This window comes from Sandaracinobacteroides saxicola, from assembly GCF_014117445.1.
In the GTDB taxonomy this organism is placed as follows: domain Bacteria; phylum Pseudomonadota; class Alphaproteobacteria; order Sphingomonadales; family Sphingomonadaceae; genus Sandaracinobacteroides_A; species Sandaracinobacteroides_A saxicola.
Genome location: NZ_CP059851.1, coordinates 807205 through 831367, shown reverse-complemented (window position 1 = coordinate 831367; position 24163 = coordinate 807205). Strand labels below are relative to the sequence as shown.

The 24163-nt window shown below is 69.9% G+C and carries 19 protein-coding genes, 2 tRNA genes and 1 pseudogene; 9 read left to right on the top strand and 13 right to left on the bottom strand.

Annotated elements, in window-relative coordinates; genetic code table 11:
- Positions 1-19: 19 nt before the first annotated feature.
- Complete coding sequence (locus H3309_RS04125) at positions 20-442, top strand: flagellar hook assembly protein FlgD (RefSeq protein WP_182297507.1); 423 nt, start codon at positions 20-22, stop codon at positions 440-442.
- Between the two features lie 46 nt (positions 443-488).
- Positions 489-722: pseudogene (locus H3309_RS17870) on the top strand (hypothetical protein); the annotation flags it as partial.
- 224 nt (positions 723-946) lie between these two features.
- On the opposite strand, the gene H3309_RS04120 reads toward H3309_RS17870, so the two are convergent.
- Positions 947-1033 (bottom strand) — tRNA-Leu (locus H3309_RS04120).
- Between the two features lie 67 nt (positions 1034-1100).
- Positions 1101-2216 carry a beta-ketoacyl-ACP synthase III gene (locus H3309_RS04115; RefSeq protein WP_182297506.1) on the bottom strand — a complete coding sequence of 372 codons (1116 nt, stop codon included), beginning with the start codon at positions 2214-2216 and terminating at the stop codon, positions 1101-1103.
- A 106-nt stretch (positions 2217-2322) separates the two neighbouring features.
- Here H3309_RS04115 and H3309_RS04110 point away from each other — a divergent pair, with 106 nt between their 5' ends.
- Complete coding sequence (locus H3309_RS04110; RefSeq protein WP_182297505.1) at positions 2323-4530, top strand: S9 family peptidase; 2208 nt, start codon at positions 2323-2325, stop codon at positions 4528-4530.
- A 92-nt stretch (positions 4531-4622) separates the two neighbouring features.
- On the opposite strand, the gene H3309_RS04105 is transcribed toward H3309_RS04110, so the two are convergent.
- From H3309_RS04105 to ispH, 9 genes are all read right to left on the bottom strand, one after another.
- Entirely contained in the window at positions 4623-5888 is a 1266-nt protein-coding gene (locus H3309_RS04105) for an OmpP1/FadL family transporter (RefSeq protein ID WP_182297504.1), read from the bottom strand.
- 102 nt (positions 5889-5990) lie between these two features.
- Positions 5991-6656 carry a phosphoribosylformylglycinamidine synthase subunit PurQ gene (purQ, locus tag H3309_RS04100; RefSeq protein WP_182297503.1) on the bottom strand — a complete coding sequence of 222 codons (666 nt, stop codon included), beginning with the start codon at positions 6654-6656 and terminating at the stop codon, positions 5991-5993.
- Positions 6653-6883: a phosphoribosylformylglycinamidine synthase subunit PurS gene (gene purS, locus H3309_RS04095; RefSeq protein ID WP_182297502.1), complete on the bottom strand. Its 231-nt coding sequence runs from the start codon at positions 6881-6883 to the stop codon at positions 6653-6655. Before purS ends, purQ begins: the two co-directional genes overlap by 4 nt.
- A gap of 37 nt (positions 6884-6920) precedes the next feature.
- Positions 6921-7838: an alpha/beta hydrolase family protein gene (locus H3309_RS04090; RefSeq protein WP_182297501.1), complete on the bottom strand. Its 918-nt coding sequence runs from the start codon at positions 7836-7838 to the stop codon at positions 6921-6923.
- Positions 7835-8614 carry a phosphoribosylaminoimidazolesuccinocarboxamide synthase gene (purC, locus tag H3309_RS04085; RefSeq protein WP_182297500.1) on the bottom strand — a complete coding sequence of 260 codons (780 nt, stop codon included), beginning with the start codon at positions 8612-8614 and terminating at the stop codon, positions 7835-7837. The genes H3309_RS04090 and purC overlap by 4 nt, the downstream gene beginning before the upstream one ends.
- Before the next feature lie 65 nt (positions 8615-8679).
- Positions 8680-9393 (bottom strand): extensin-like domain-containing protein, encoded by a 714-nt coding sequence (locus tag H3309_RS04080; RefSeq protein ID WP_182297499.1) that lies wholly within the window; start codon positions 9391-9393, stop codon positions 8680-8682.
- Between the two features lie 7 nt (positions 9394-9400).
- Positions 9401-9859: a ribonuclease HI gene (rnhA, locus tag H3309_RS04075; protein ID WP_243453840.1), complete on the bottom strand. Its 459-nt coding sequence runs from the start codon at positions 9857-9859 to the stop codon at positions 9401-9403.
- Between the two features lies 1 nt (position 9860).
- Positions 9861-10784: a homoserine kinase gene (thrB, locus tag H3309_RS04070; protein ID WP_182297497.1), complete on the bottom strand. Its 924-nt coding sequence runs from the start codon at positions 10782-10784 to the stop codon at positions 9861-9863.
- 162 nt (positions 10785-10946) lie between these two features.
- Positions 10947-11882, bottom strand: a complete 936-nt coding sequence (ispH, locus tag H3309_RS04065; protein WP_182297496.1) for a 4-hydroxy-3-methylbut-2-enyl diphosphate reductase — start codon at positions 11880-11882, stop codon at positions 10947-10949.
- 59 nt (positions 11883-11941) lie between these two features.
- On the opposite strand from ispH, the gene H3309_RS04060 reads away from it, so the two are divergent.
- The 6 genes from H3309_RS04060 (at position 11942) to H3309_RS04035 (ending at position 20067) form a co-directional block, all read left to right on the top strand.
- Entirely contained in the window at positions 11942-12574 is a 633-nt protein-coding gene (locus H3309_RS04060) for a hypothetical protein (protein WP_243453839.1), read from the top strand.
- A 117-nt stretch (positions 12575-12691) separates the two neighbouring features.
- Positions 12692-13519: a LysR family transcriptional regulator gene (locus H3309_RS04055; RefSeq protein ID WP_182297495.1), complete on the top strand. Its 828-nt coding sequence runs from the start codon at positions 12692-12694 to the stop codon at positions 13517-13519.
- Positions 13520-13580: 61 nt separating this feature from the next.
- A tRNA-His gene (locus tag H3309_RS04050) sits at positions 13581-13657 on the top strand.
- 166 nt (positions 13658-13823) lie between these two features.
- Positions 13824-15701, top strand: coding sequence for an autotransporter assembly complex protein TamA (locus H3309_RS04045; RefSeq protein ID WP_182297494.1), 1878 nt, complete (start codon positions 13824-13826; stop codon positions 15699-15701).
- Complete coding sequence (locus tag H3309_RS04040) at positions 15701-19750, top strand: translocation/assembly module TamB domain-containing protein (RefSeq protein WP_182297493.1); 4050 nt, start codon at positions 15701-15703, stop codon at positions 19748-19750. The genes H3309_RS04045 and H3309_RS04040 overlap by 1 nt, the downstream gene beginning before the upstream one ends.
- Positions 19751-19914: 164 nt before the next feature.
- Positions 19915-20067, top strand: a complete 153-nt coding sequence (locus H3309_RS04035; RefSeq protein WP_182297492.1) for a hypothetical protein — start codon at positions 19915-19917, stop codon at positions 20065-20067.
- Here the strand turns inward: H3309_RS04035 and H3309_RS04030 are convergent.
- Both H3309_RS04030 and H3309_RS04025 read right to left on the bottom strand, forming a co-directional pair.
- The gene (locus H3309_RS04030) at positions 20033-23128 is read right to left on the bottom strand and encodes an efflux RND transporter permease subunit (protein ID WP_182297491.1); all 3096 of its coding nucleotides are present in this window, start codon (positions 23126-23128) and stop codon (positions 20033-20035) included. The two genes, H3309_RS04035 and H3309_RS04030, sit on opposite strands and share 35 nt — an antisense overlap.
- The gene (locus H3309_RS04025; protein WP_182297490.1) at positions 23125-24147 is read right to left on the bottom strand and encodes an efflux RND transporter periplasmic adaptor subunit; all 1023 of its coding nucleotides are present in this window, start codon (positions 24145-24147) and stop codon (positions 23125-23127) included. The genes H3309_RS04030 and H3309_RS04025 overlap by 4 nt, the downstream gene beginning before the upstream one ends.
- Between the last annotated feature and the right edge of the window lie 16 nt (positions 24148-24163).

Below are 24163 nucleotides of genomic sequence, written 5' to 3'. Positions count from 1 at the left end.
GCAGTTCAAGGAACCAGTCATGACCATCATTGCAGCCAACCCGCTCGTCGGCCAGATCGCGGCTGCGTCCGGTAGCAAACCGAATGCCTCCGAGGGCACCCGCATCGCCGCCGACTTCGATACCTTCGTGAAACTGCTGATTACCCAGGTAAAGAACCAGGACCCACTATCCCCACAGGATCCTACGCAATATACTCAGCAACTGGCTACCTTTAGCCAAGTTGAGCAGGCGGTAGCTGGCAACCGCAAACTAGATGACATTCTTGCGTCGCTGTCGTCCCGATCTCTGGGCGACGCCGCCACGCTGATCGGCCGTCAGATCATGACCGTGGATATGCCGAGTTGGGCCCTTGTCACTGGAGTTACTGTTGATGGCGGCATGGTTAGGTTCAGCACCGACAGCGGCGCCCGCGACCCCGCTGCAGTTACCGCGGTGCGTTGATTATCAACCATTATCCCAATATGCATCAATGGTTGCCCAAAGCTAGTGGACAGGCCTGCATCGGCACGCGCTGATGACAATGATTGCATTTGCCTTCCTATGGCACCAGCGGCTCAAACAGATCAGATGGGAAAGAAGAATCCTTAGCCCGCCGCCACTACCCAGCCTCTGCCATATTACCCCCCTTGACTCCATGGCTAAGCTAGGCGGCAACCCCGCTTTTCGTCATGACCCTATGCGAAGGGGATACGCGTCCTGCGTAGCATGCACCCGTTCATAATCTTGGTAATTTACGCTGAAGCTAACATCGAGCCTGAGATCGTGTTCTTATCTGCAGTCAGAACTTTTCAGGCCCGAGACGGTTGACCCTTTCGGACCCCGGCGCTGCAGCTTCGGATACCGATTTGACGCAGTGCAAGAATGCCCGCCGCAAACCCCTGGATTTTCCGCAGGAATTTAGCCCCCGAAGGGAACGCTCCATCTCGTCAGGATTTCAGGACTGTCTGGTGCGGTCGAGAAGACTCGAACTTCCACGGCCTTTCGGCCACAACGACCTCAACGTTGCGCGTCTACCAGTTCCGCCACGACCGCACGTGCCATAAGGCAAGGTCGCCCCTGCCCGGTAGAGCGGCGCGCGTAGCAGGCCACGCGGCTGCGTTCAAGCCGCCTTGCGCACAAACACCGTGCCGGCGCTGTACCCCGCCCCGAACGAACAGATCAGCCCGACATCGCCCACCTGTAAATCGTCATTGTGCAGGTGAAACGCGATGATCGACCCGGCGCTCGACGTGTTGGCATAGCTGTCCAGCACCGTCGGGCTCTCGTCCGCGCTCGCTTCATGTCCCAAGACGCGCCCCGCGATCAGCCGGTTCATCCCGGCATTGGCCTGGTGCAGCCACAGCCGCCGCACGCCGGCCACCCCCAGTTCGCCCATATGGTCCACGATCATCTCGCTGACCATGGGCACCACCTCCTTGAAGACCTTCCGCCCCTCCTGCACGAACAGCTTGTCCGGCGCGCCCACACCCTCCGGCGCGGCCCGGTTCAGGAAACCGAAATTGTTGCGGATATTGTTGCTGAACACGGTCTTCAGCTTCGTTCCCACGATCTCCCAGTGCGCCGCCGGTGCCATCTCCTTCGCTTCCACCAGGATGGCGGTCGCCACATCGCCGAAGATGAAATGGCTGTCCCGGTCACGAAAGTTCAGATGCCCCGAACAGATTTCCGGGTTCACCACCAGCACGCTTTTCGCATGCCCGGCCCGGATGAAGTCCGCCGCGGTCTGGATGCCGAAGGTGGCGCTGCTGCACGCCACATTCATGTCGAAGGCGAACCCCTCGATCCCCAGCGCCGCCTGCACCTCGATCGCCATCGCCGGATAGGCCCGCTGCATGTTGCTGCACGCGCACAGCACAGCGTCCACGTCGGCGGGGGAGCGCCCGGCCCGCGCCAGCGCGTCGCGCGCCGCCGCCACCGCCATCTCCGCCAGCACCGAAATCTCGTCGTTCGGCCGCTCCGGCAGGTCGGGCCGCATCACCGCCGGGTCCAGGATGGCAGCCTTCGACATCACATGGCGAGACTTGATTCCGCTCGCCTTCTCGATGAACTCCACGCTCGATGGCTGCATCGCCACCATGTCCCCCGCGGCGATCGCCGCGGCATGTTCAGCATTGTGCGCCTCCACCCAGCGATTGAAACTCTCCACCAGCTCGGCATTGGAAATGCTGTCCGCCGGGGTGAAAAGCCCGGTCGCTGAAATGACGGGGTTGGCCATGCGCGCTCCATTCTTCTTTGCGCCCTCCTACGCCGTCCGCCGCGGCGGTTGAACCCTTTTCTGACAGCCGCGTGACAAGTGCCGCCGGCCACGGCAGAAAAGCCCCATGAAAGCGCACTGGATCATCGCCCTCGCCATGCTCGCCACTTCCGCCCCCACCTTGGCCATCGCCGAAGCGCTGACACTCGAACGTGTCTTCGCCAACCCGCCACTCGCCGGCGCCGCGCCGCGCGCGCCCGCCATCTCGCCCGACGGCCGCATGGTCACCGTGCTGAAAAGCCGTGCCGACGACCAGCTGCGCAGCGACCTCTGGGTTACCGACGTCGCCACCGGCGAGCAAAAGATGCTTGTGGACAGCCTGAAACTCTCCCCGGCGCCGGCCGCGCTGTCGGAGGCGGAACTGCAACGCCGGGAACGCGCCCGCATCGCCGGCGCGCGCGGCATCACCGATTATCGCTGGGCGCCCGACAGCCGGCGGTTGCTGGTGCCCCTCGACGGCGACATCTGGCTCGCCAGCCTCGACGGCACCGCCCAGCGCCTCACCCGCAGCGCCGAAAGCGAAACCGACGCCAAGGTCAGCCCGCGGGGTGGCTTCGTCAGCTATGTCCGCGGCGCCAACCTCTACGTCCATGACCTCACCGCCGAGCGCGCCATCACCACCGAAGGCGCCGGCCCGGTCAGCTACGGCAGCGCCGAATTCGTCGCGCAAGAGGAAATGAAGCGCAACACCGGCTATTGGTGGTCGCCCGACGACCGCCGCATCGCCGTTGCCCGGGTCGATGAAACCCCCGTCCGCATCGCCACGCGCGCCGCCATCGGCGCCGCCGGCACCGCCGTCACGCAGCAACGCTACCCCTTCGCCGGCACGCCCAATGCCCTCGTCACGCTGGAAATCCGCGGCGTTTCCGGCGGTGCCCCGGTGAAAGTCGATCTCGGCCCCGATCCCGACATCTATCTTGCCCGCGTCGACTGGCTCGACGCCGCGACGCTGGTGGTGCAGCGCCAGAGCCGCGACCAGAAACGCCTCGACCTGCTCGCCGTCGATGCAACCACCGGCGCCGCCCGCCTGCTCTTCAGCGAAACCAGCAGGACCTTCCTCAACCTGCACGACGGCCTGCGCCCGCTCGCCACCCCCGGCCATTTCCTCTGGCTGTCCGAACGCGATGGCTTCCAGCATCTCTACCGCTGGAACGGCAAACGCCTCATCCCCATCACCCGCGGTCCCTGGGTGGTGGACGAGGTCGAGGCGGTCGATGAAGCCGCCGGCCTCGCCTTCGTCTCGGGATTTTTCGATACCGTTCTGGAAAAATCCCTCTACGCCGTCCGCCTTGACGGCAAGGGCAGCCCGCGACGCCTGACGCAGCCCGGCGGCTGGGCCGAAAGCGTCATGGACAAGGCCGGCACCGTCGCCCTCGTCACCCGCTCCACCCCAGACCAGCCGCCGCAAGTCGCGCTCGTCGACCGCAACGGCCAGCACCGGCTCTGGGTGACCGAAAACGCCGTCGCCAGCACCCCCTATGCCCCCTTCCTGGCCGCGCATCGCACGCCGGTTTTCGGCACGCTGCCCGCCGCCGACGGCCAGGCCATGCACTATATGCTGCTGACCCCGCCGAACATGACCCCCGGCACGCGCCATCCGGTCTTCTTCGAGGTCTATGCCGGCCCCGGCGTACAGCGCGTGTCGCGCCAGTGGGGCCGCAGCACGCCGTTGCACCAATGGCTCGCGCAGCAGGGCTGGGTGGTCTTCATGCTGGACAATCGCGGCACGACGAACCGTGGGGTCGCCTTCGAAAGCCCGCTCTACCGCCAGATCGGCACTCTCGAGGTCACCGACCAGCTCGCCGCGCTGGACTGGCTGAAGGCGCAGCCCTTCGTCGATCCCACGAAGGTTGCGCTCTACGGCTGGAGCTATGGCGGCTACATGACGCTCCGCCTGCTGACCCAGGCACCCACCGCCTTCGCCGCCGGGGTCTCCGGCGCGCCCGTCACCGACTGGACGCTGTACGACACCCATTATACCGAACGCTATCTCGGCAACCCGGGCACCGACATGGCGCCCTATAGCGCGTCCAACGTCGTCAAGGACGCGGCCCGCATCAGCCGTCCGCTGCTGCTGATCCACGGCCTGGCAGACGACAATGTCGTGTTCGACAACAGCGCCCGCATGATGGCGGCGATGCAGGCGTCCGGCATCCGCTTCGACACCATGGTCTATCCCGGCCAGACCCACGCCATCCGCGATCCGGCGCTCGCCACCCACATGTGGCGCGGCATCATGGATTTCCTCGACCGTACCGTCAAAAACCGGCCGTGATGATCCCCTCCCCATGCCTCGACGCATGGAGAAGGGGAAAGCAACGCAACGGGTACTGAAGACCATACGCGCCAGAACGGCGCCGGTTTCAGCTACCAGGCGTAGGCCGCTGATAATCCCAGGATATCCACGCCGCCGCTGTTCGAGGAACGGACCGCCACGGTGGTCGCCAGCGGCGTGCCGGCGAAGAAGGGTTCGCTGCGGTCGATCGCCTCGGTGCTGACGAAGATGTGGCTGTAGCTGGCGCTCAGCCGCCATCCCGGCGCCGGTTCCACTGTCGCCCCCGCCGACAGCCAGGTGCGGTCGCCATCGGGCACCCGCGTCGTGCGCAGGCCGTCGCGCGTCGGCGTCTCGTCGCGCTGCACCCCGGCGCGCAGGGTCCAGCGCTCGTCCACCCGCCAGTCGCCCCCGAACGCCAGGCTGATGGTGTCGCGGTAATCCTGCTCCTGCACCGTCGTGCCGCCCGCCGTCACCACGCGGATCGCGTCGAACCGGCTCCACTGCGTCCAGGTCAGGTTGGTCAGCAGCGCCAGCGCCGGCGTCACCTGCCAGCGCGCCGCCAGGCTTCCCGTCGCGGGCAGCCCGATCGGCGCCTCCGCCTCAACCACCCGGTTCCCCGCCGCCAGCGGCCCGGACAGGCCACTGATCGCCAGCTGGCCCTTCAGCCGGTGGCGGATGCCCGAGCGCCACGCCGCCGCCAGCCGCAATTCCCCCAGGTCCAGCGTCGCACCGGCATGCCACCCCACCGACCAGTCATCGCCCTTCAGCCGCTGCGCCCCATCGGCGGCGCCCAGCGAGTTGGGCAGCGCCGAGGTCAGCTCCGCATTGATATATTGCGGATCGATCCCCGCCCCCACCGACAGCGCGCCGAACCGGTGCGCCACCGACAGCGCCAGATTATAGGTGTTCAGCTTCGACCGCAGCGAATCATAACGGCCGAACCAGCCCGCGTCATAGTTCACGATCAGGCCGAAGGGGCTGTTCAAACTCACGCCGATCACGGTATCCGGCCCCACCCGCAACGCCGCGGCGCCCGACGGTACCGGCACCACCGGCGCGAACGGGTTGCCGCCATCGCCACCCCCCACCGGGCGCGTGCCAAGAATATTGCTGATCGTGGTTCCCCGATCGGCCTGTGCCGAGCGGATGAACAGCGTGTTGACCGACCCCGCCAGCGACCCCCCGGCCGCCTGCGTCAGCAGCGCCGGATTGGCCCATTGCGACTGCGCGTCATCCCACTGCGCCGCGGCGCCTGCGAAACTGCGGCCCTGCCCCACCGCCCCCTGTTCCTGGATGGCGAACCCGCCGGCAAGCAGCGGCGATCCCGCCAGCAAAAGGACGGCAGCAACAAGACGCATCACACACTCCCTCGATAGCCGCACGAAAAGCCGCGCACGGTTTCAACGGTTAACCAGCCGGGCGGAGCCATGCCAACGGAAATTTCACGCGTTTTCCGCGCGTCACGCCATCGCGTGAAGCAGTCCCTCGAACAGCCGGCGGCCATCGGTGCCGCCATGCGCCGCCTCGATCGCCCGCTCCGGGTGCGGCATCAGTCCGAGCACGGTGCCCGCCTCGTTCACCACGCCGGCAATGTCCCGCGCCGAGCCGTTCACCGGTTCGGCATAGCGGAACGCCACCTGCCCCTGCTGCTCCAGCCGGTCGAGCGTGGCGGCATCGGCGACATAGCTTCCGTCATGATGCGCCACCGGCAGCTGGATCAGCTCCCCCGGCGCATAACCGCGGGTGAATGCCGCGGCGCCCGCCTCCACCCGCAGCGCCACATGGCGGCAGACAAAGTTCAGCCCGGCGTTGCGCATCAGGGCCCCCGGCAGCAACCCCGCCTCGGTCAGCACCTGGAACCCGTTGCAGATGCCCAGCACGCGCACGCCGCGTGCCGCAGCATTCGTCACCGCCCGCATCACCGGCGCGCGTGCCGCCACCGCGCCCGAGCGCAGATAGTCACCATGGCTGAACCCGCCCGGCAGCACGATCAGCTCCAGCCCGTCGGGCAGGTCATGGTCGCCATGCCACACCATCGCCGGCGCCCTGCCCGTCACGTCGCGCAGCGCCACCGCCACATCCCGGTCGCAGTTGCTGCCAGGAAAGACGATGACGGCGCTTTTCACGCCAGTTCCACCCGGAAATTTTCGATCACCATGTTGGCCAGCAGCTTGCGCGCCATCTCCTCGATGGTCGAAACCTCGGTGCCGTCCGCCAGCGTCAGCTCGAACATCCGCCCGACGCGGACATCCTCCACCCCGTCAAACCCCAGCCCCGCCAGCGCCTGACCGATCGCCCGCCCCTGCGGATCGAGAACGCCGTTTTTCAGCGTGACGAATACCCGTGCTTTCATGCTGCGGCGCTATGGGCGATGCCGCGCCGGCCCGCAACTATTTTGGCGCCGCCAACCGCGTGCCCAGTTCCGTCACGATCGTTTCCCACGCCCGCGTTCCCGGCGCCATGATCTCGAAATGGCCGGCATTGGGCAGCAGAAGGATTTGCGCCTTCATCCCCCGCGTCTGCGCCCGAAACACGAAACTGCGCCCCAGCTCGGGATAGCTGACGCCGTCATAGATGCCCTGCGCCATCACCACCGGCGCCGCAAACGGCAGCATCTCGAATGGCGACGTATCGGCAAAAACGTCCGCGCGCGCGTCGCTCTTCTCGCCGGTCATGGCCGCCGCCACGTCCGCCCCGCACACCTCTGCGGCGTAATCCTTCAGATCGCCCAGGCCGCCCAGGCTGAACACCGCCTTCACCGGCAGCATGTCGGCCGGTCGCAGCGGATGCTCCTTCGGCAATTTTTCCCGCGCCGCCGCCCACAGCGCCAGATGCCCACCCGCGCTATGCCCCAGCAGCGCCACGCGGGACAGGTCCAGCTTGCGCGCCGGCGCTTCCGCCGCCAGCTTCGCCAGCGCCGCATTCACATCGGCATAGGTGCCCGGATAGCCCGCGCCTTCCTCGCCGATCCGCCGGTACTCGATGTTCCACACGGCATAGCCGCGCGCCACCAGGTCGGTCGCCGCCGGGTTCATCACGCTGAGGTCGGCGAACTGCTTCTGCCAGCAGCCACCATGCAGCACCGCCACCACAGGCCACGGCCCCTCGCCATGCTTGGCGGCATCGGGCAGCCACAGCTCGGCGAACTGGCTCGGCGCCTCGCCATAGGCGATCCGCTCGGCGGGCTTTCCGGCCGGCAGGGCCATCACCGCCTCGGGCTGCATCAGCCGCGGCACGGTTGGAACCGGCTTTGGTTGCGCCAGCAGCGGCGCCGCCAGCAGCAGCGTCAGCAGCGCGGGCCGCCTCACAGCCCGCGGGACTTCCGCGCGCTTTCCAGGTCGAGCACGGTCGAATCCGCGCCATCGGGCAGCAACCCCAGACGCCGCGCCACCTCCTGATAGGCCTCCATCTCGCCCCCCAGGTCACGGCGGAAGCGGTCCTTGTCCAGCTTGTCGCCGGTCTTCATGTCCCACAGCCGGCAGCCATCGGGCGAAATTTCGTCGGCCAGGATGATGCGGCTGTATTCATCCTCCCACAGCCGCCCGAACTCCAGCTTGAAATCAACGAGCCGAATGCCGACGCCGGCGAACAGCCCGGCCATGAAATCATTGATCCTGACCGCCATGTCGACCATGTCGTGCAACTCGTCCTGCCCGGCCCAGCCGAAGGCGGCGATATGCTCCTCGGTCACCATCGGGTCACCCAGCGCATCATCCTTCAGATAATATTCCACGATCGTCCGGGGCAGCGCCGTCCCCTCCTCGATCCCCAGCCGTTTGGACATCGACCCGGCGGCGACGTTGCGCACCACCACCTCCAGCGGCACGATCTCCACCTGCCGCACCAGCTGCTCGCGCATGTTCAGCCGGCGGATGAAATGCGTCGGAATGCCGATCCCCCCCAGCAGCGTGAAGATATGCTCGCTGATCCGGTTGTTCAGCACGCCCTTGCCGTTGATCGTCCCCTTTTTCTGCGCGTTGAACGCGGTCGCATCGTCCTTGAAATACTGGATGATCGTGCCCGGCTCCGGACCCTCGTAGAGAATCTTGGCCTTGCCTTCGTAAATCTGCCTGCGGCGGGACATTGCGGTTCCTTGGGGAAAATCAAACCCTGCTTTAACCCTCTGTGCCCGCCGCCGCAATCAAACAGTCACTGGCACACCCCGCCCCACCAGCCGCCGCGCGCCGCCATGTCCAGGTGCAGGTGGTCGGCGTGCGCCGCATTATAATCCGGGCTGAGCGTGGTGGCGAACAGCTGACAGGCGCCATCGCGCACCGCGCGCAGGAACCGCGCTTCCGCGTCCGCCCCCTGCCAGTCGCGGAGCACGCTCACCGTCCGCCCGTCCGCCAGCCGGAATCCCGCCACATCGATGGCGTTCGCCCGCGCATGCTCGCTGAAATCGCCGTCCGGCCGGCCGCCGATCCGCCGGCAGTTGTAGGTGCCCAGATGATCGATCCGCGTCACCCGCTCGCGCAGGTGCAGCCGCGCCGCCGGCTGCACCACCTCGCGCTCCCACAACAGCAGCGCCGCCGCCACCGGACAGGCGACCGCCCGGTCCGCCGGCCGCCAGACGATATCGTTGGTCGCCCGCGTGCGCACGGCATCGGCATAACCACACTCGCCCACCGCCAGCGGCGGCAGCAGCGTCGCGCGGGCACCCGCCGCGTCCAGCAGCGCGACACAGCGCGGCGCGTCGTCACGCAGCGCCCTCACCTGCCGCCCGGTTGCCGGGTTCAACTGCGCGTTCAGGTCGAGCGGCGGCGCCCGGAACGCCACCGGCCAGTTCGTGGCGCAGGCGAACAGCAGGCTGGCCAGCGCCGCCATCAGGATGACCGCCGTCACGCTTCGCCGGATCAGTGCCATGGCCGGTCTAACGGCCGCCGCCGCCCCCGGTTTCCCGCGCCGCCGCGATCGCCGCATTGGCCAGCGCGTCCGCCCGCTCATTGTCCGGATCGCCGGCATGGCCCTTCACCCAGCGCCACTCGATGCGGTGCGGCTTCGTCGCCGCCACCAGTGCCTGCCACAGATCACTGTTCTTCACCGGCTTTTTGTCGGCGGTGCGCCAGCCATTCTTCATCCAGCCATGCACCCATTTCATGATGCCGTCGCGCACATAGACGCTGTCCGTCGACAGCGTCACCCGGCACGGCCGCGTCAGCGCGTTCAACGCCGAGATCGCCGCCAGAAGCTCCATCCGGTTGTTGGTGGTATGCGCCTCGAAGCCGCTCAATTCCTTCTCCCGCGCCCCCATCCTGAGGATCGCCCCCCAGCCCCCCGGCCCCGGATTGCCCTTGCACGCGCCATCAGTCGCGATGATGACCTCGGGCATCTCAGCTTGCATAATGCTCCAGCCGCCGCAGATAACTCAGCGGATCCTTCCGCGTCACCAGCGCACTTGCCGGCGTGTCCAGCCAGTCCTGGGCCCGGCTCAGCAGAAAGCGCAGACAGGCCCCGCGCGCCAGCACCGGCATCGCCGCCAGCTCCGCATCATTCAACCCGCCATAGCCCGCCCGCAACGCCGCGGCATGGCCCGGCAGGAACCGATCCGCCGCATCGAACGCCCAGGCCGTTTCCATCACCGCCAGGTCATAGGCGCGGAGGTCGTTGCAGGCGAAGTAGAAATCGATGAGGCCGGTCACCCGCCCGCCCAGCATCAGCACATTGTCCGGAAACAGGTCGGCATGGATCACGCCCCCCGGCAGCGCGTGCGGCCAGGCCGCCTCCAGCGCCGTCACCTCCGCCATCACCCGCGCCCGCAAGCCCGGCGAAATCGTCTCCAGCCGCGGCCCCATCGCTTCCGCCATCCCGCGCCAGGCCGCCTGCCCCAGCTCGTTCGCGCGCGGCGGCGCGAAACCCTCCCCCGCCCGGTGCATCACCGCCATCGCGGCCGCCACCGCCGCCGCCTGGGCTTCGGTCGGCGTGCTCAGCGAAACCCCGGGCAGAAACTCGATCAGGCAGGCATCGCGCCCGCACAGCCGCCGCAACGCCCCGCCATCCCGCGCCGCCACCGGTCGCGCCACCGGCAGGCCAGCGTCCGCCAGATGCCGCATCAGCGCCACGAACCAGGGCAGGTCCTCCGCCCGCGTCCGCGCCTCATAGAGCGTCAGGATGAAGCGGCCCCGCGTCGTTTCCACCAGATAATTGCTGTTGCTCACCCCCTCGGCGATCCCCTTCGCCGCGACCAGGTCACCCACATCATAAGCCGTCAGAAAATCCGCCAGCGCCTCCGCCGACACCTGCGTATAGACCGCCACCAGACCGCTATGCCCTGGGTCGTGTGTGACTGTGTGAAAATCGCTCAGGCCGCGGCGAAAATTCTGATTTTCGAGCACCGAAGCGCAGCGCACTTAAGGTGCGTGAGCATCGGAGCGCAGAAAATCGGGATTTGCAGACCGGCATGGGCGATTTGCACACAGTCACGCCGCCAGCGACCGCGGCAGCTTGAACACCACCTGCTCCACCGCCGTCGTCACTTCCTCCACCGTGGCATCGAACCGCCCGCGCACCGCGTCCAGCACTTCCTGCACCAGCAGTTCCGGCGCGCTCGCCCCGGCCGTCAGCCCCAGCGTGTCCACGCCCTCGAACCAGGCCCAGTCGATGCGATCCGCCCGCTCGATCAGGAACGCCCGCGCCCCCTCGCGCGCCGCCACCTCGCGCAATCGCTGCGAATTGCTGCTGTTGTCGGCGCCGATCACCAGCATCAGCTGGCACCGGCTGGCGATCGCCTTCACCGCCGTCTGCCGGTTGGAGGTGGCGTAGCAGATGTCCTCCCCCTTGGGCCCCAGGATGTCGGGAAAGCGCCTTTGCAGCGTCGCCACGATCTCCGCCGTGTCATCGACGGACAGCGTCGTCTGCGTCAGGAAGCCCAGCGGCCCCGGCGGCGGCACGACATTTTCCGCATCCTCCACCGTCTCCACCAGCGTCATGGCCCCCTCCGGCACCTGGCCGAAGGTGCCGATCACCTCGGGATGACGGGCATGGCCCACGAACAGCGTGTGCCGCCCCTGCTCCACCATCCGCTCCGCCTGGCGGTGCACCTTGCTCACCAGCGGGCAGGTCGCATCCAGGTAGTCCAGGCCGCGCGCCTCGGCGTTCGCCGGCACCGCCTTGGGCACGCCATGCGCGCTGAAGATCACCGGCGCGCCGTCGGGCACCTCGTCCAGCTCCTCCACGAACACCGCGCCCTGGCGCCGCAGGCTGTCCACCACGAACTTGTTGTGCACGATCTCGTGCCGGACATAGACCGGTGCGCCATGCTTCTTCAGCGCCAGTTCCACGATATGGATGGCGCGGTCGACTCCGGCACAGAAACCGCGCGGCGCGGCGACGAGGATGCGTAAGGCTGGCTTCATGTGCCGCGCTCTACCCCATTGCTTGCCGCCGACAAAGCCCCGCCGTAAAGGGACGTGCAATGACCCATATTTCCTCCCGTCTGTTCCCCGTCCTGCTGCTTGCCGGCGCCGCGCTGCTCGCCGGTTGCAACCGCAACCCGCTGCTCGTCACCCGCTCCGCCTGCCCGGCGGTCGCCATCCCCTATCACGCCGGCGAGGTCACGCGCTTCAACCCGCCGCAAAGCCGCGACGCCAGCGCCATCCAGCTGACCGCCCAGATCATCAACCTCAGCGGCACCTGCCTGGAAACGCCCGAACAGCTGACCACCGACGTCCGCTTCACCGTCGCCGCGCAGCGCCGCGACGCGCGCGGCGCCACCCAGGTCTATGTGCCGCTGTTCATCGCCCTGGTGCAGGGCGGCAATGTGCTCGTCTCCAAACAGGTCACCGGCGTCAACCTGACCTTCGCCGACGGGCAGCTGCGGGCCGAGGCGCAAAGCGGCGGCCGCGCCGACGTCAGCCGCGCCGCCACCCGCATCCCCGACGACATCCAGGCCAAAATCACCCGGGAGCGCAGGCCCGAGGATCCCGACGCGCTCACCGATCCGCTCGCCAACCCGCAGGTGCGCGCCGCCGTCCGCGCCGCCAGTTTCGAGGTGCTGGTGGGTTTCCAGCTCGACGACGCCGCACTTGCCTATAATGTGGCGAAATAGCGCGGCAGCGCGGCGTTTGTAAAATCTGTCCTTGACAGCGACGATTTAATATTTGCCGCTTCTTGCGCGATGACATCATGAACCCTAATGTTACGATATCGTAACGAGGTTTCAGCAATGCCATTCCGCCGCAACGTCGACATCGATCTGCTCCGCAGTTTCGTCACCATCGTCGAACAGGGCAGCTTCACGCGCGCCGCGCAGCGCCTGCTGCGCACCCAGTCCGCCATCAGCCTGCAAATGAAGCGGCTGGAGGAGCAGGTCGGCACCGACCTGTTCGAACGCGGCGGCCGCGGGGTCCGCCCGACGCAGTCGGGCGACATGCTGCTGGTCTATGCCCGACGCATCCTGGCCGCCAACGACGAGCTGGTCGCCCGCATCGCCGAACCCGATGTCGCCGGCGAGGTCAGCATCGCCGCACCCGAGGATGTCACCATCCTCCACCTCAACCACATCCTGTCGCGCTTCACCCGCGCCTTCCCCCGCGTGCAGCTCTCGGTCGCGCCCGACCTGCCCGGCGCGGACATCACGCTGACGGTCAGCATCGGCGCCGCGCCGGAGGCCGTGCTGTGGCGCGAGCCGCTGGTCTGGGCCGCGGTCGACGAGCTGATCCTGCGGCGCAACACCGTCCTGCAGCTGGTGACCGGGCCCGAGCCCTGCGCCTACCGCGCCACCGCCCTGGCGGCGCTGAACGGCGCGGGCATCGATGCCCGCATCGCGCAGCTCAGCCCCAGCCTCGCCGGGGTGCAGTCGGCGCTGCGGGCCGGCCTGGGCGTCGGTCTGCTGCCACGCTCGCTCGCCATCGACGGCATCCGCCCGCTGCCGCCGGAGGCCGGCCTGCCACCGCTTCCCGACCTTGCCCTCAGCCTCGGCCTGCGTCCGGCCACCGGCACCGTGGCCACGCGGCTGGCCGATTTCATCGTGTCCGTGATGGAAAACGCCTGACGCGCCACGCCCGTTCGGCTTGCCAACCCCCCCAAGCCGCATTAAAGCCATCCTCCATGTGGCGGTCGTAGCTCAATTGGTTAGAGCACCGGTTTGTGGTACCGGGGGTTGCGGGTTCAAGTCCCGTCGATCGCCCCAGCGATCGCATAAGCAGCTATCGCCCCAGCGATCGCCCAAGCAGCCATCGCCCCAGCGATCGCAACAACAGCTGTCGCCCCAGCGATCGCATAAGCAGCTATCGCCCCAGCGATCGCAGCAATCACTCTCGCCCCGGCGACCCCAGGCTCCCCGTGGATAGCGCGGCATGACCCCCCGCCTCCTTGCCGTGCTGGTCGCCCAGCCGCTGCTCGCGCAAAACCCCGATCCGCTGCCGCCGCTGCCCGACCTGCCGGGCGTCACCCTGCCCTGGCCCGAGCTGCCCGCCCCCGATCCTTCCGCGGCCCCGGTCGGCGCCGCCGCTGCCGACCGCGCCACCCGCCTGATCGTCACGGGCCTGCCCGATGCCGCGGTCAACAGCCGCTTCCGCGAAGCCTCGCTGCTGTTGCGCGAAGGCCGGGACCCCGGCACGCGCGGGCTGGCGGAGCGCCGGCTGCGCGATGACCGCCTGCTGCTGCTGAACGAACTTCGCGCCGCCGGCTGGTTCGGCGCCACCATCGATTCCAGCCTGCGCGTCGATCCGGGCCCGGATGCGCCCTTCACCGCCACGCTCGCCGTCACGCCCGGCCCGCGCTACACCCTGTCCGCCGTCACGCTCGACGCCGCATTGCCGCCGGAGGACGCGACCGCCGCCCGCGACGCCCTCGCCCTCGCGCCCGGCGCGCCCGCCGACAACGGCACCATCGCCGCCGCCCTCGCCCGCCTGTCGGTCGCATTGCCACAGCGCGGCTATCCCTTCGTCGAAACCGCGCCTCCGGCGCTCCGCCTCGATCATGAGCGCCGCACCGCCATGCTGACCCTTGCCGTCAACCCCGGGCCCCGGTCCCGCATCCGCGACATCCGCCTCGATGGCCCGCAGGTGCTCAACGCCCGCCATGTCGCCGGCCTCGCCCGCTTTCGCCGCGGCGACCTTTATGACAGCCGCCGCATCGATGATTTCCGTCGCGCGCTGATCGCCACCGGCCTCTATGGCCTGGTCTCGGTGCAAGCCGAACGCGCCGGGGTCAATGCCCAGGGCGAGCAGATGGTGGACCTCATCCTGCGTGTCGAGCGCGCGCCGCCGCGCACCGTCGCCCTCGGCCTCGGCTATGGCACCGGGCAGGGCGTTCGCGCGGAGGCGAGCTGGCAGCACCGCAACCTGTTCCCCCCCGAAGGCGGCCTGACCGTGCGCGGCACGGTCGGGGACCGCGAGCAGGTCGCCGCGCTGGAATACCGCCGCCGCAACTTCCGCCAGCGCGACCGCACGCTCGTCGCCCGCGCCGCCTACAGCGATTCCCGCTTCGATGCCTTCGCCGCGCGCGGCTTCGAAACCTCGCTGGGGCTGGAGCGCGAAACCAACATCATCTGGCAGAAACCCTTCACCTACAGCGTCGCCGCCCAGGTCATCGGCACCAGCGAGGAGGACCGCAGCCTCGGCACCCCCAACCGCCGCCAATTCTACCTGCTCGCGCTTCCCGTCACCGTGGCGCTCGACCGCAGCGACGACCTGCTCGACCCGACGCGCGGCTGGCGCCTCTCCACCCGCATCAGCCCCGAATACAGCCTGCAGAACCCACAGAAACCCTATGTCCGCGTGCAGGCGGACGGCAGCGCCTATCTTCCCGCCGAGCGCGTCGTCTTCGCCGGGCGGCTGCGGCTCGGCACCATCCTCGGCGCCTCCCGCCTCGATCTCGCCCCTTCCCGCCGCTTCTACGCCGGCGGCGGCGGCTCGGTGCGCGGTTTCGGCTTCCAGGACATCGGCCCCAAATCCACCGACAACATTCCGCTCGGCGGCCGCTCGCTCGCCGAAGCCAGCGTCGAGGCGCGCATCCGCGTCGGCGATTTCGGCATCGTCCCCTTCCTGGACGCCGGCCAGGTCGCCGACGAGGGCCTCCCCCGCCTCGACACGCTCCGCTTCGGCGCCGGCATCGGCGCACGCTATTACACGCAATTCGGCCCGATCCGCATCGACGTCGCCACGCCGCTGAAACGCAAGCCCGGCGAGCCGACCGTCGGCTTCTACGTCTCCATCGGCCAGGCGTTCTGATGCGCTGGCTCCGCCGCCTTTTTTTCGGGGTCATCGGCCTCACCCTCGTCGCGGCGCTCGCCGTATGGCTCGCCATCAGCGCGCTGGACACGCCCCGCGGCCGCGCCTGGCTCGCGGATCGCATCGCCGCCGCCGCCCCCGAATCCGGCCTGAAGGTCCGCATCGGCCGCATCGAAGGCAGCCTGTTCCGCGCCCTCACCCTGCACGACCTCGTCCTTTCGGACCCGCGCGGCGTCTGGCTCACCGCGCCCGCCGTCGCGCTCGAATGGGATCCGGCCGCGCTCCTCCAGAACGCGCTCCGCCTGCGCAGCCTGCGTGCCGCCGAAATCCGCGTCTGGCGCCGGCCGCAGCTGCGCACCGATCCCAACGCGCCCCTCTTCCCCAACCTCGACATCTTCGTCGGCAAGCTCCGGATCGCCCGCCTCGATGTCGGCCCCCCCGCCGACCGGCTGCCCGCCCTGGCGGTCAGCGGCAGCGCCGACCTCCGCGCCGGCCGGGCGCTGCTGAAGCTCGACACCAACGCCAGCGACGGCGGCGACCGCCTGCTCGTCGACATCGATGTCGAACCGGCCCGCGACCGGTTCCAGACCAGCGCCCGCCTGTCGAGCAGCGGCAACGGTCCGCTCTCCCGCCTGATCGACGTCCGCCTGCCGCTCGATCTCGCGCTCGCCGGCAGCGGCCGCTGGAGCAGCTGGGTCGGCCGCATCGTCGCCACCAGCCGCGCCGTGCCGCTGGCCGACCTCAGCATCAGCGCGCGCGACGGCCGCTTCCGCCTCTCGGGCGAGGCGGCGCCCGCCCCGCTGCTCAGCGGCGCCCCAGCCCGTCTTTCCGCTCCCGGACTGCGGCTGGACGCGACCCTCACCGTCACGCCCGAACGCTATGTCGCCGACCTTGCCGTCCGCTCCGGCGTCGCCCGGCTCACCGCCCAGGGAAGCCTCGACCGCGCCGATTCCGCCCTCGCCGCCCAGGGCCTGCTCCGCGTCACCGACCCCGCCGCCCTCATCCGCCGCATGACCGGCGGGCCGCTCACCGCCCCCTTCACCCTTACCGGCCCGGCGCGCAACGCCCAGCTCCGCTTCACCCTCGCAGCGCCGCGCCTGGCGCTCGGCAGCACCGGCTTCGAAACCGTCACCGGCCGCGGCAGTCTTCGCCTGGGCCAGCGCCCGCTCACCATTCCCGCCCGCCTGGAGGCCCGGCAGATCAGCGGCACCGGCGCCGACCTCGCTCCCTTTTTCACCAATTTCGTGCTCGAAGCGCCGCTCATCGTGCAGAACGGCGCGCTCACCAGCACCGCGCTGCGCGCCCGCACCGACCGCGCCACCGCCCAGGGCAGCGGCCGCATCAGCCTCGTCGACGGCGACTACAGCGTCGCCTTCACCCCCCTCATCCCGCGCTACGACATCCCGGACATCGGCGCCGCCCGCATCCAGGGCCGCCTGCTCGCCCGCCCCGATCCCCTCGAGCGCGGCGTCCGCCTCACCGGGCCCGTCACCGCCACCATCGCCCGCCTCGACCCCGGCTTCTTCAACTGGCTGCTCGAAGGCCCCACCAGCCTCAGCGGCACGCTGTTCTGGCCTCCCACCAGCCTGCTCCGGCTCGACAGTCTCCGCCTCGCCAGCCCCGGCCTCAACCTGTCCGGCAGCGCCACGCGCTTCGATGGCGGTCGCGTCGTCGCCGTCACCGCCGGCCGCAGCCGCCGCTTCGGCTCCACCCGCCTCGCCCTCGATGGCCCGCTCACCCGTCCCCGGCTGGACATCGCGCTTGCCGATCCCGGCCTCGCCAGCCGCGACCTCGCCGCCACCCTGCTGCCCAACCCCGACGGCTGGAGCGTCACCGCCACCGCCACCTCCCCCCTCGGCCCTGCCACCGCCACCGGCGCGCTGCTCCTCACCCCGCAGGGCGCGCTCGCCGACATCGCCCGCCTGAACATGGCCGACACCAGCGCCAGCGGCCGCCTGGCGCTCGGCGACGGCCTGGCGCGCGGCACGCTCGGCGTCGCCGGCGCGCTTGCCGGCAGCGTCCGCTTCGATGCCGACGCCGGCGAGCAGCGCATCACCCCCGCCCTCACCCTCGCCGGCGGGCTGGACACGCCCTTCGCCACGATCAGCGGCAGCGGCAGCCTGGGGGGCAGCCTGACGCTGGACGCCAGCAACCGCCCGCGCGGCAGCCTCGACATCGCCCTGCAACGCGCCCTCGTCGGCCGCGTCCCGGTCCGCAACGCCAGCCTCGCGCTCCGCCTCGCGCCCGGCAACAACAATGCCCGCCTGCTGGCGACCGGCACCGACAACCGCTTCGCTCTCGACCTCAGCGCCAGCGCGGATGACGACCGCGCCCGCATCAGCGGCAGCGGCAGCCTCGCCGGCCAGGCCATCCGCCTCGAAGCCCCGCTCACCGCCCGCCGCAATGACAGCGTCTGGACGCTCGACCCCGCCGCGCTGCGCATCGGCGATGGCAGCCTCACGCTCGCCGGCAGCGCCTCCCAGAGCGGCTGGCGCGCCGACCTCGCCGCCAGCGCCCTCCCGCTCACCGCGCTGCAACTCGCCGGCCGCGCGTCCGGCGCCGTCGCCCTGTCCGGCAGCGGCAGCGGGCTTCCGGCGGCGCGCGGCACGCTGCGGATCGCCGGCCTGGGGGCGCTGGGGCAGCCGGCACTCGACGCCGCGCTGGGCTTCGACGGCACGCGGGAGGCGCTGGCGGTCCGCCTCGTCGCCGCGCGTCAGGGCGTCGTCATCGGTCGTGGCCAGGCCCTCATCAACGCCGCCCGCAGCCTGGCGGACAGCCGCCTCACCGCCAACCTGCGCTGGAACGGCCCCGCCGAAACGCTCTGGCCGCTGGTCGGCAGCGAGGCTGTCCAGCTCACCGGCCCCGTCGCCCTCAGCCTCGACGCCACCGGCACGCTCGCCCGCCCCGACACGCGCGGCACCGTCGGCAGCAGCGCGCTGCGCGCCGAGATCCCGGCGCTCGGCCTCGCCGCCACCGAGCTGGCGCTGGCCGGCCGCTTCGAGGGCGATCAGCTTCGCCTCGACCGCCTCGCCGGCCGCATCGGCGGCGGCAGCGTCAGCGGCGGCGGCAGCCTCGGCCTCGCCAGCGCCGAAGGCTTCGCGTCCACCGTCAACCTGCGGCTGGACCGGGCGCCGCTCTTGGCGCGCGACGATTTCCGCGCCACCGGCTCCGGCACCCTCACCCTCTCCTATGGCCCGCGCGGCGGCCGCATCGGCGGCGCCCTCGCCATCGCCAACGCCCGCATCCGCTTCGGCCGCCCCAGCGCCACCGAGCTGACACCCATCGTCATCATCGACCCCGACCAGGTGGAGCCGCCCCCCGCCCCCGAAACCAACTGGGCGCTCGCCCTCACCCTCGACGCGCCGGGCGCCGTCCGCGTCGCCGGCCTCGGCCTCGACAGCGAGTGGCGCGGAACGCTGCGCGTCGGCGGCACCGCCTCCCGCCCCGTGCTCGAAGGCCGCGCCCAGCTGGTCAGCGGCGCCTATGATTTCGCCGGCAAGCGTTTCGACATCCGCCGCGGCGAGATCCGCTTCAACGGCAGCAACCCGCCCGACCCGGCGCTCGACATCGTCGCGGAAAGCAGCGCGCAGGGCCTCACCGCCACGCTGCGCATCAGCGGCACAGCGGAAAAACCGCAGATCGCCTTCAGCAGCCTGCCCAGCCTGCCCGAGGACGAGATTCTCGCCCGCCTGCTGTTCGGCAGCAGCATCAGCACGCTCTCCGCGCCCGAGGCGGTGCAGCTCGCCGGCGCGCTCGCCACCCTGCGCCAGGGCGGCCAGGGCGCCTTGAACCCGGTCAACACCGTGCGCCGCATCGTCGGCATCGACCGCCTGCGCATCCTCCCCGCCGACACCGCCATCCGCCGCAAGACCGCTGTCGCCGCCGGGCAATATGTCGGCCGCCGCGTCTATGTCGAGGTCGCCAGCGACGCCGCCGGCTACACCGCCACCCAGGTCCAGGTCGCGCTCAGCCGCAGCCTCTCCATCCTCAGCCAGGTCAGCACCATCGGCGGCAGCAGCGTCAACGTCCGCTGGACTAGAGACTATTGATCTTCCTCAAGCCCCTCCCCCACTTGTGGGGGAGGCGACTCGCGCCAGCGAGCGGGAGGGGGCCTCCCCACAAGCGCCTGCTGACCCGCTCATCCAGAGCCTGTCGAAGGATGAGCCTGTCGCAACCCGTTGCCAAACCCCGCGCCCGCCGCCAAAGCACCCCCATGCGTGACACCGGCTTCGGCATCTTCCTCACCCTCGGCCTGCTGATCGGCGCCGCCGTCGGCTATTGGCAGGCGCAGCCCTCGCTCGGCGTCGTCATCGGCCTGGGCATCGGCGCCCTCACGGCGTTGCTTCTGCGCCGGCTTCGGCCGTAACCGGCGGCGCCTTCCGCACCAGCAGCAGATACATCACCGGAGTCACCACCCGGCTCAGCAGCGTGGAACTCACCAGGCCGCCGATGATCACCCAGGCCAAAGGCCCGTAAAGCCCCGAGCCACTGACGGCCAGCGGCAGCAGGCCCCCGATGGCCGTCACGCTGGTCAGCAGCACCGGCAGGAACCGCACCTCGCCCGCCCGCTCGATCGCCTCGCGCAATTCCATCCCCTGCGCCCGCAACTGCCCGGTGAAATCCACCAGCAAAATGCTGTTTTTTATTTCAATCCCGATCAGCGCCACGAAGCCGATGATCGCGGTATAGCTGATCGACATCCCGTTCGCCCACAGCGCGATCAACCCGCCGAACATGCCCAGCGGAATCACCCCCACCACCACCAGCGTCTCGCGGAAGCGCCCGAACTCCAGCACCAAGATGCCCAGGATGCCGAACACCGTCAGCATGATGATCCCGCCCAGCCCGGAAAAGCTGCGGCTGCGCGCCTCCGCCTCGCCGCCGATGCTGACCGAATAGCCCGCCGGCAGCGGCAGCGCCCGCACCTTCGCCGCCACGTCCGACCCCACCTTGCCCGTCACGAAACCCTGCTCGACATTCGCCGTCACCGCCACGCTGCGCTGTTGCAGATAGCGGTTGATGCTCGGCGGCCCGCTCACCAGTTGCGGCGTCGCCACCTGCAACAGCGGCACCGCCGCGCCGTTGATCGACGGCACGAACACCCGCTGCAACGCATCCAGCGTCTGATAGGCGCCCATCGCCGCCGGGTCCGCGGGCGCCAGCCGCACCATCACGTCATAGCTGTCGCCCTCGTCGTCGCGGAACCGCCCCGCCGCCTCCCCCGCCAGCGCCAGCCGCGTCACCCGGCGCGCCGCCGCCGGCGCCACCCCCAACAGCGCGGCGCGATCCGCATCCAGCCCCAGCGCCACATCCACCCGGTCGAATGCCAGCGGGTTGCGCACGTCGCGCACCCCCGCCACCGATTTCATCGCGCCTTCAACCTTCCGCGACAGCGCCTTGATCACGTCCAGCTGCGGCCCGTTGATGTACCACACGATCGGCGCGTCGATCGGCGCGCCATTCTGGAACAGCGAAACCGTGATCCGCGCATCCGGATAGGCCGAGAATTTCGCCCGCACCCGCGCCAGCAGCGCCGGGCCGGTCGCCGGCCGCCATTCATCCAGCACCGCCAGCACCGCGCCATAATTGCTCTTCTGCGCGATCTCCCGCACATTGTAGAACACCTGCGGATTGCCCCGGCCGACGTTCGCCAGCCGGTTCACCACCTCCGGCTCGCCCTTCAGCACCTCCTCGACATAGGCCACCGCCCGCGCCGTCTGGTTCTTCTCCGCCTCCTCCGGCGCCTGCACCTCCACCAGGAAGTATGGCGTGTCCGCCGGCGGGAACAGGCTGCTGCCCAACACCGGGATCAGCCCCAGCGCCAGGATGCACAGCGCCATCGCCGCCGCCAGCGCGATCTTCGGCTTCTCCAGCGCCCAGTGCAGCACCGGCTGATAGAATCGGTGGATGCCGCCCTGCACCACCTGCAGGAACCGGTTGCCATGCTCCGGCTCGTTTTTCGGCAGCAGCCGGCTCGCCAGGAACGGAATGATGGTCAGCGCCACGAACATGGACGCAACCACCGTGGCGATCACGCTGACGGGCAGCCCCCGCGTGAACTTGCCCGCGCCCTCCGGCAGGAAGGCCAGCGGCAGGAAGGCGAACACCAGCACCGCGGTGCAGCCAATCACCGCCACCGCGATCTGCCGCGTCCCCGCCAGCGCCGCCTGCACCCGTGTCATCCCCATGCGCAGGTGGCGCGCGATATTCTCCACGACCACGATCGAATCATCCACCAGCAGCCCCAGCGCCAGGATGAACCCCGCGATCACCAGCTGGTTGAGCGTGTAGCCGATCAGGTTCACCACCAGCACGCCGATGGCGAGGCTCAGCGGCACGGACATCATCACCACCAGGCTCGCCCGCGGCCCCAGCGGCAGCAGCGTCACCAGCACGATCGCCAGCGCGATCGCGAAATCCCGCCCCAGCTGCGCCAGCTTGCGCGAAATGTCGTCGCTCTGGTCGAACCCCAGCACCAGCTTCATGTCCGGCGGCAGGATGGAGCGATATTCGTCCGCGCTCGCCACCAGCCCGTTGCGCACGTCCAGGACGTTCACATTGTCCTTCTGCGTCGCCGTCACCCACACCGCCCGCTCGCCGTTCAGCCGGGTGATGTGCGGCCGCTCCTCCGTGCCCCAGCGCACGTCGGCGACATCCCCCACCCGCACCAGCCGGCCGCCCTCCGCCCGCACCGGCACCGCCTTCACCTCGGCCAGCGTGCGAAACGCCCCGCCCGCCTTCACGTTGAATCGGGCCTCCCCAACCCGCACCGATCCGGCCGGCAGGTCGCTGCCCCCCAGCCGCAGCGCATCGGTCACCGCGCTGACCGGCAGCGCATATTCCGCCAGCCGCCCCAGGTCGACCACCACCTCCACCTCCGGCTTCGGCAGCCCCCACACCGTCGCCGTGCGCACGCCATCGACCCGCTGGAACCGCTCCTTCAGGTCCTTCGCCACCTTCTCCATCCGGCGCCAGCTCGCGTCCGGCGACACCAGCGCATATTGCACCACCGCCGATTCCGTCGTCCGCACCTTGCGGAACTCCAGCCGAGCCAGCCCCGCCGGCAGCTGCGCGCGGATCGCGTTCACCTCCCGCACCGCCTGGTCATAATCGCGCTCGGGATCGCTCGCCCAGCTGAACTCGGCGCTGATCACCGCCTGCCCGTTGGAGCTGCTGCTTGCCACCTTGGTGATATTGTCCAGCCCATAGAGCACCTGCTCGATCGGCTTCGCCACCGTCTGTTCCAGATCCTCCGGGTCGGCGCCCGGCTGGATCGCCACCACCACGATCACCGGAATCGGGAAATGCGGATCAACCGAGCGCGGGATCGACAGGAACGCCTGCGCCCCCAGCGCCGCCAGCAGCGCGAACGCCACCAGCGTCAGCTGCCAGCGCAGCACGGCAAAGCCGATGATCGAATTGATCATCGCGCCGGCACCGGCCTGACCTTCGCCCCCTCGCTCAACCGGTCGATGCCCGTGCGCACGATCCGGTCGCCCGGTGCCAGCCCCGCCGTCACCACCACGCCCTCGCTGCGCACCGGCCCCAGCGCCACCCTACGCGCCCGTACCACGCCGCCCTCATCGCGCCAGACGAACCCTTCCTCCGCCCGCGCCGCGAACACCGCCGTCGCCGGCAGCAGCAGCGGGCCGTCGCCGCCGCCGGTCATCAGCGTGGCCCGCCCCACCATGCCCGACCGCAGCGCCGCATCCGCCGGCAGCCGCACCTCCACCATGAAGGTGCCGCTGCGCTCGTCCGCCCGTCCGGCAATCTCGCTCACCACGCCGGTCAGCGGCGCCGGCCTGCTCTCCAGCGTCACCCGCGCCGCCTGCCCCATCCGCACGCCCGCCATCTGCGATTCCGACAGCGGCAACCGCACCACATAACCGCTGGCGAACTCGCCCAGCACCAGCACCGGAGTCCCCGCCGCCAGCGCCTGTCCCGGCTCGGCTGCCCGCCGCAGGATGATGCCCGCTGTCGGCGCCACGATCCGGCCATTGCGCTGGTTGAACCGCGCCGCACTCAGCGCCGCCTCGCTGGACCGCGCGGCCGCCTGCGCGCTCTCCACCCGTGCCTGGCTCACCCAGCCCTGCGCCACCAGGCGCTGCGCCCGTTTCAGGTCGGCCGCGGCCCGTGCCGCATCCGCCGCCGCGGCCGCCGCCGCCGCATCCAGCGGGCCCGTATCCAGCGTCGCCAGCAGCGCGCCGGCCGCCACCCGGTCGCCTTCGCGCACAGTGATGCCGCGCACCTGCCCCGCGCTGGTGAAGGCCAGCGGCGTTTCCCGCTTCAGCCGCACCGTCCCCACCACCTCCAGCGCGCCCGCGCCCTCCCGCGGGCCCACCGTCATCAACGTCACCGGCACCGCCTCGGGAACCGGCGCCGGCGGCGGCTCCGACCCGCACGCCGCCAGCAGCAACACGCTTCCCATCACCCCCGGCCGCACCATGATCGCGCCTCAATCT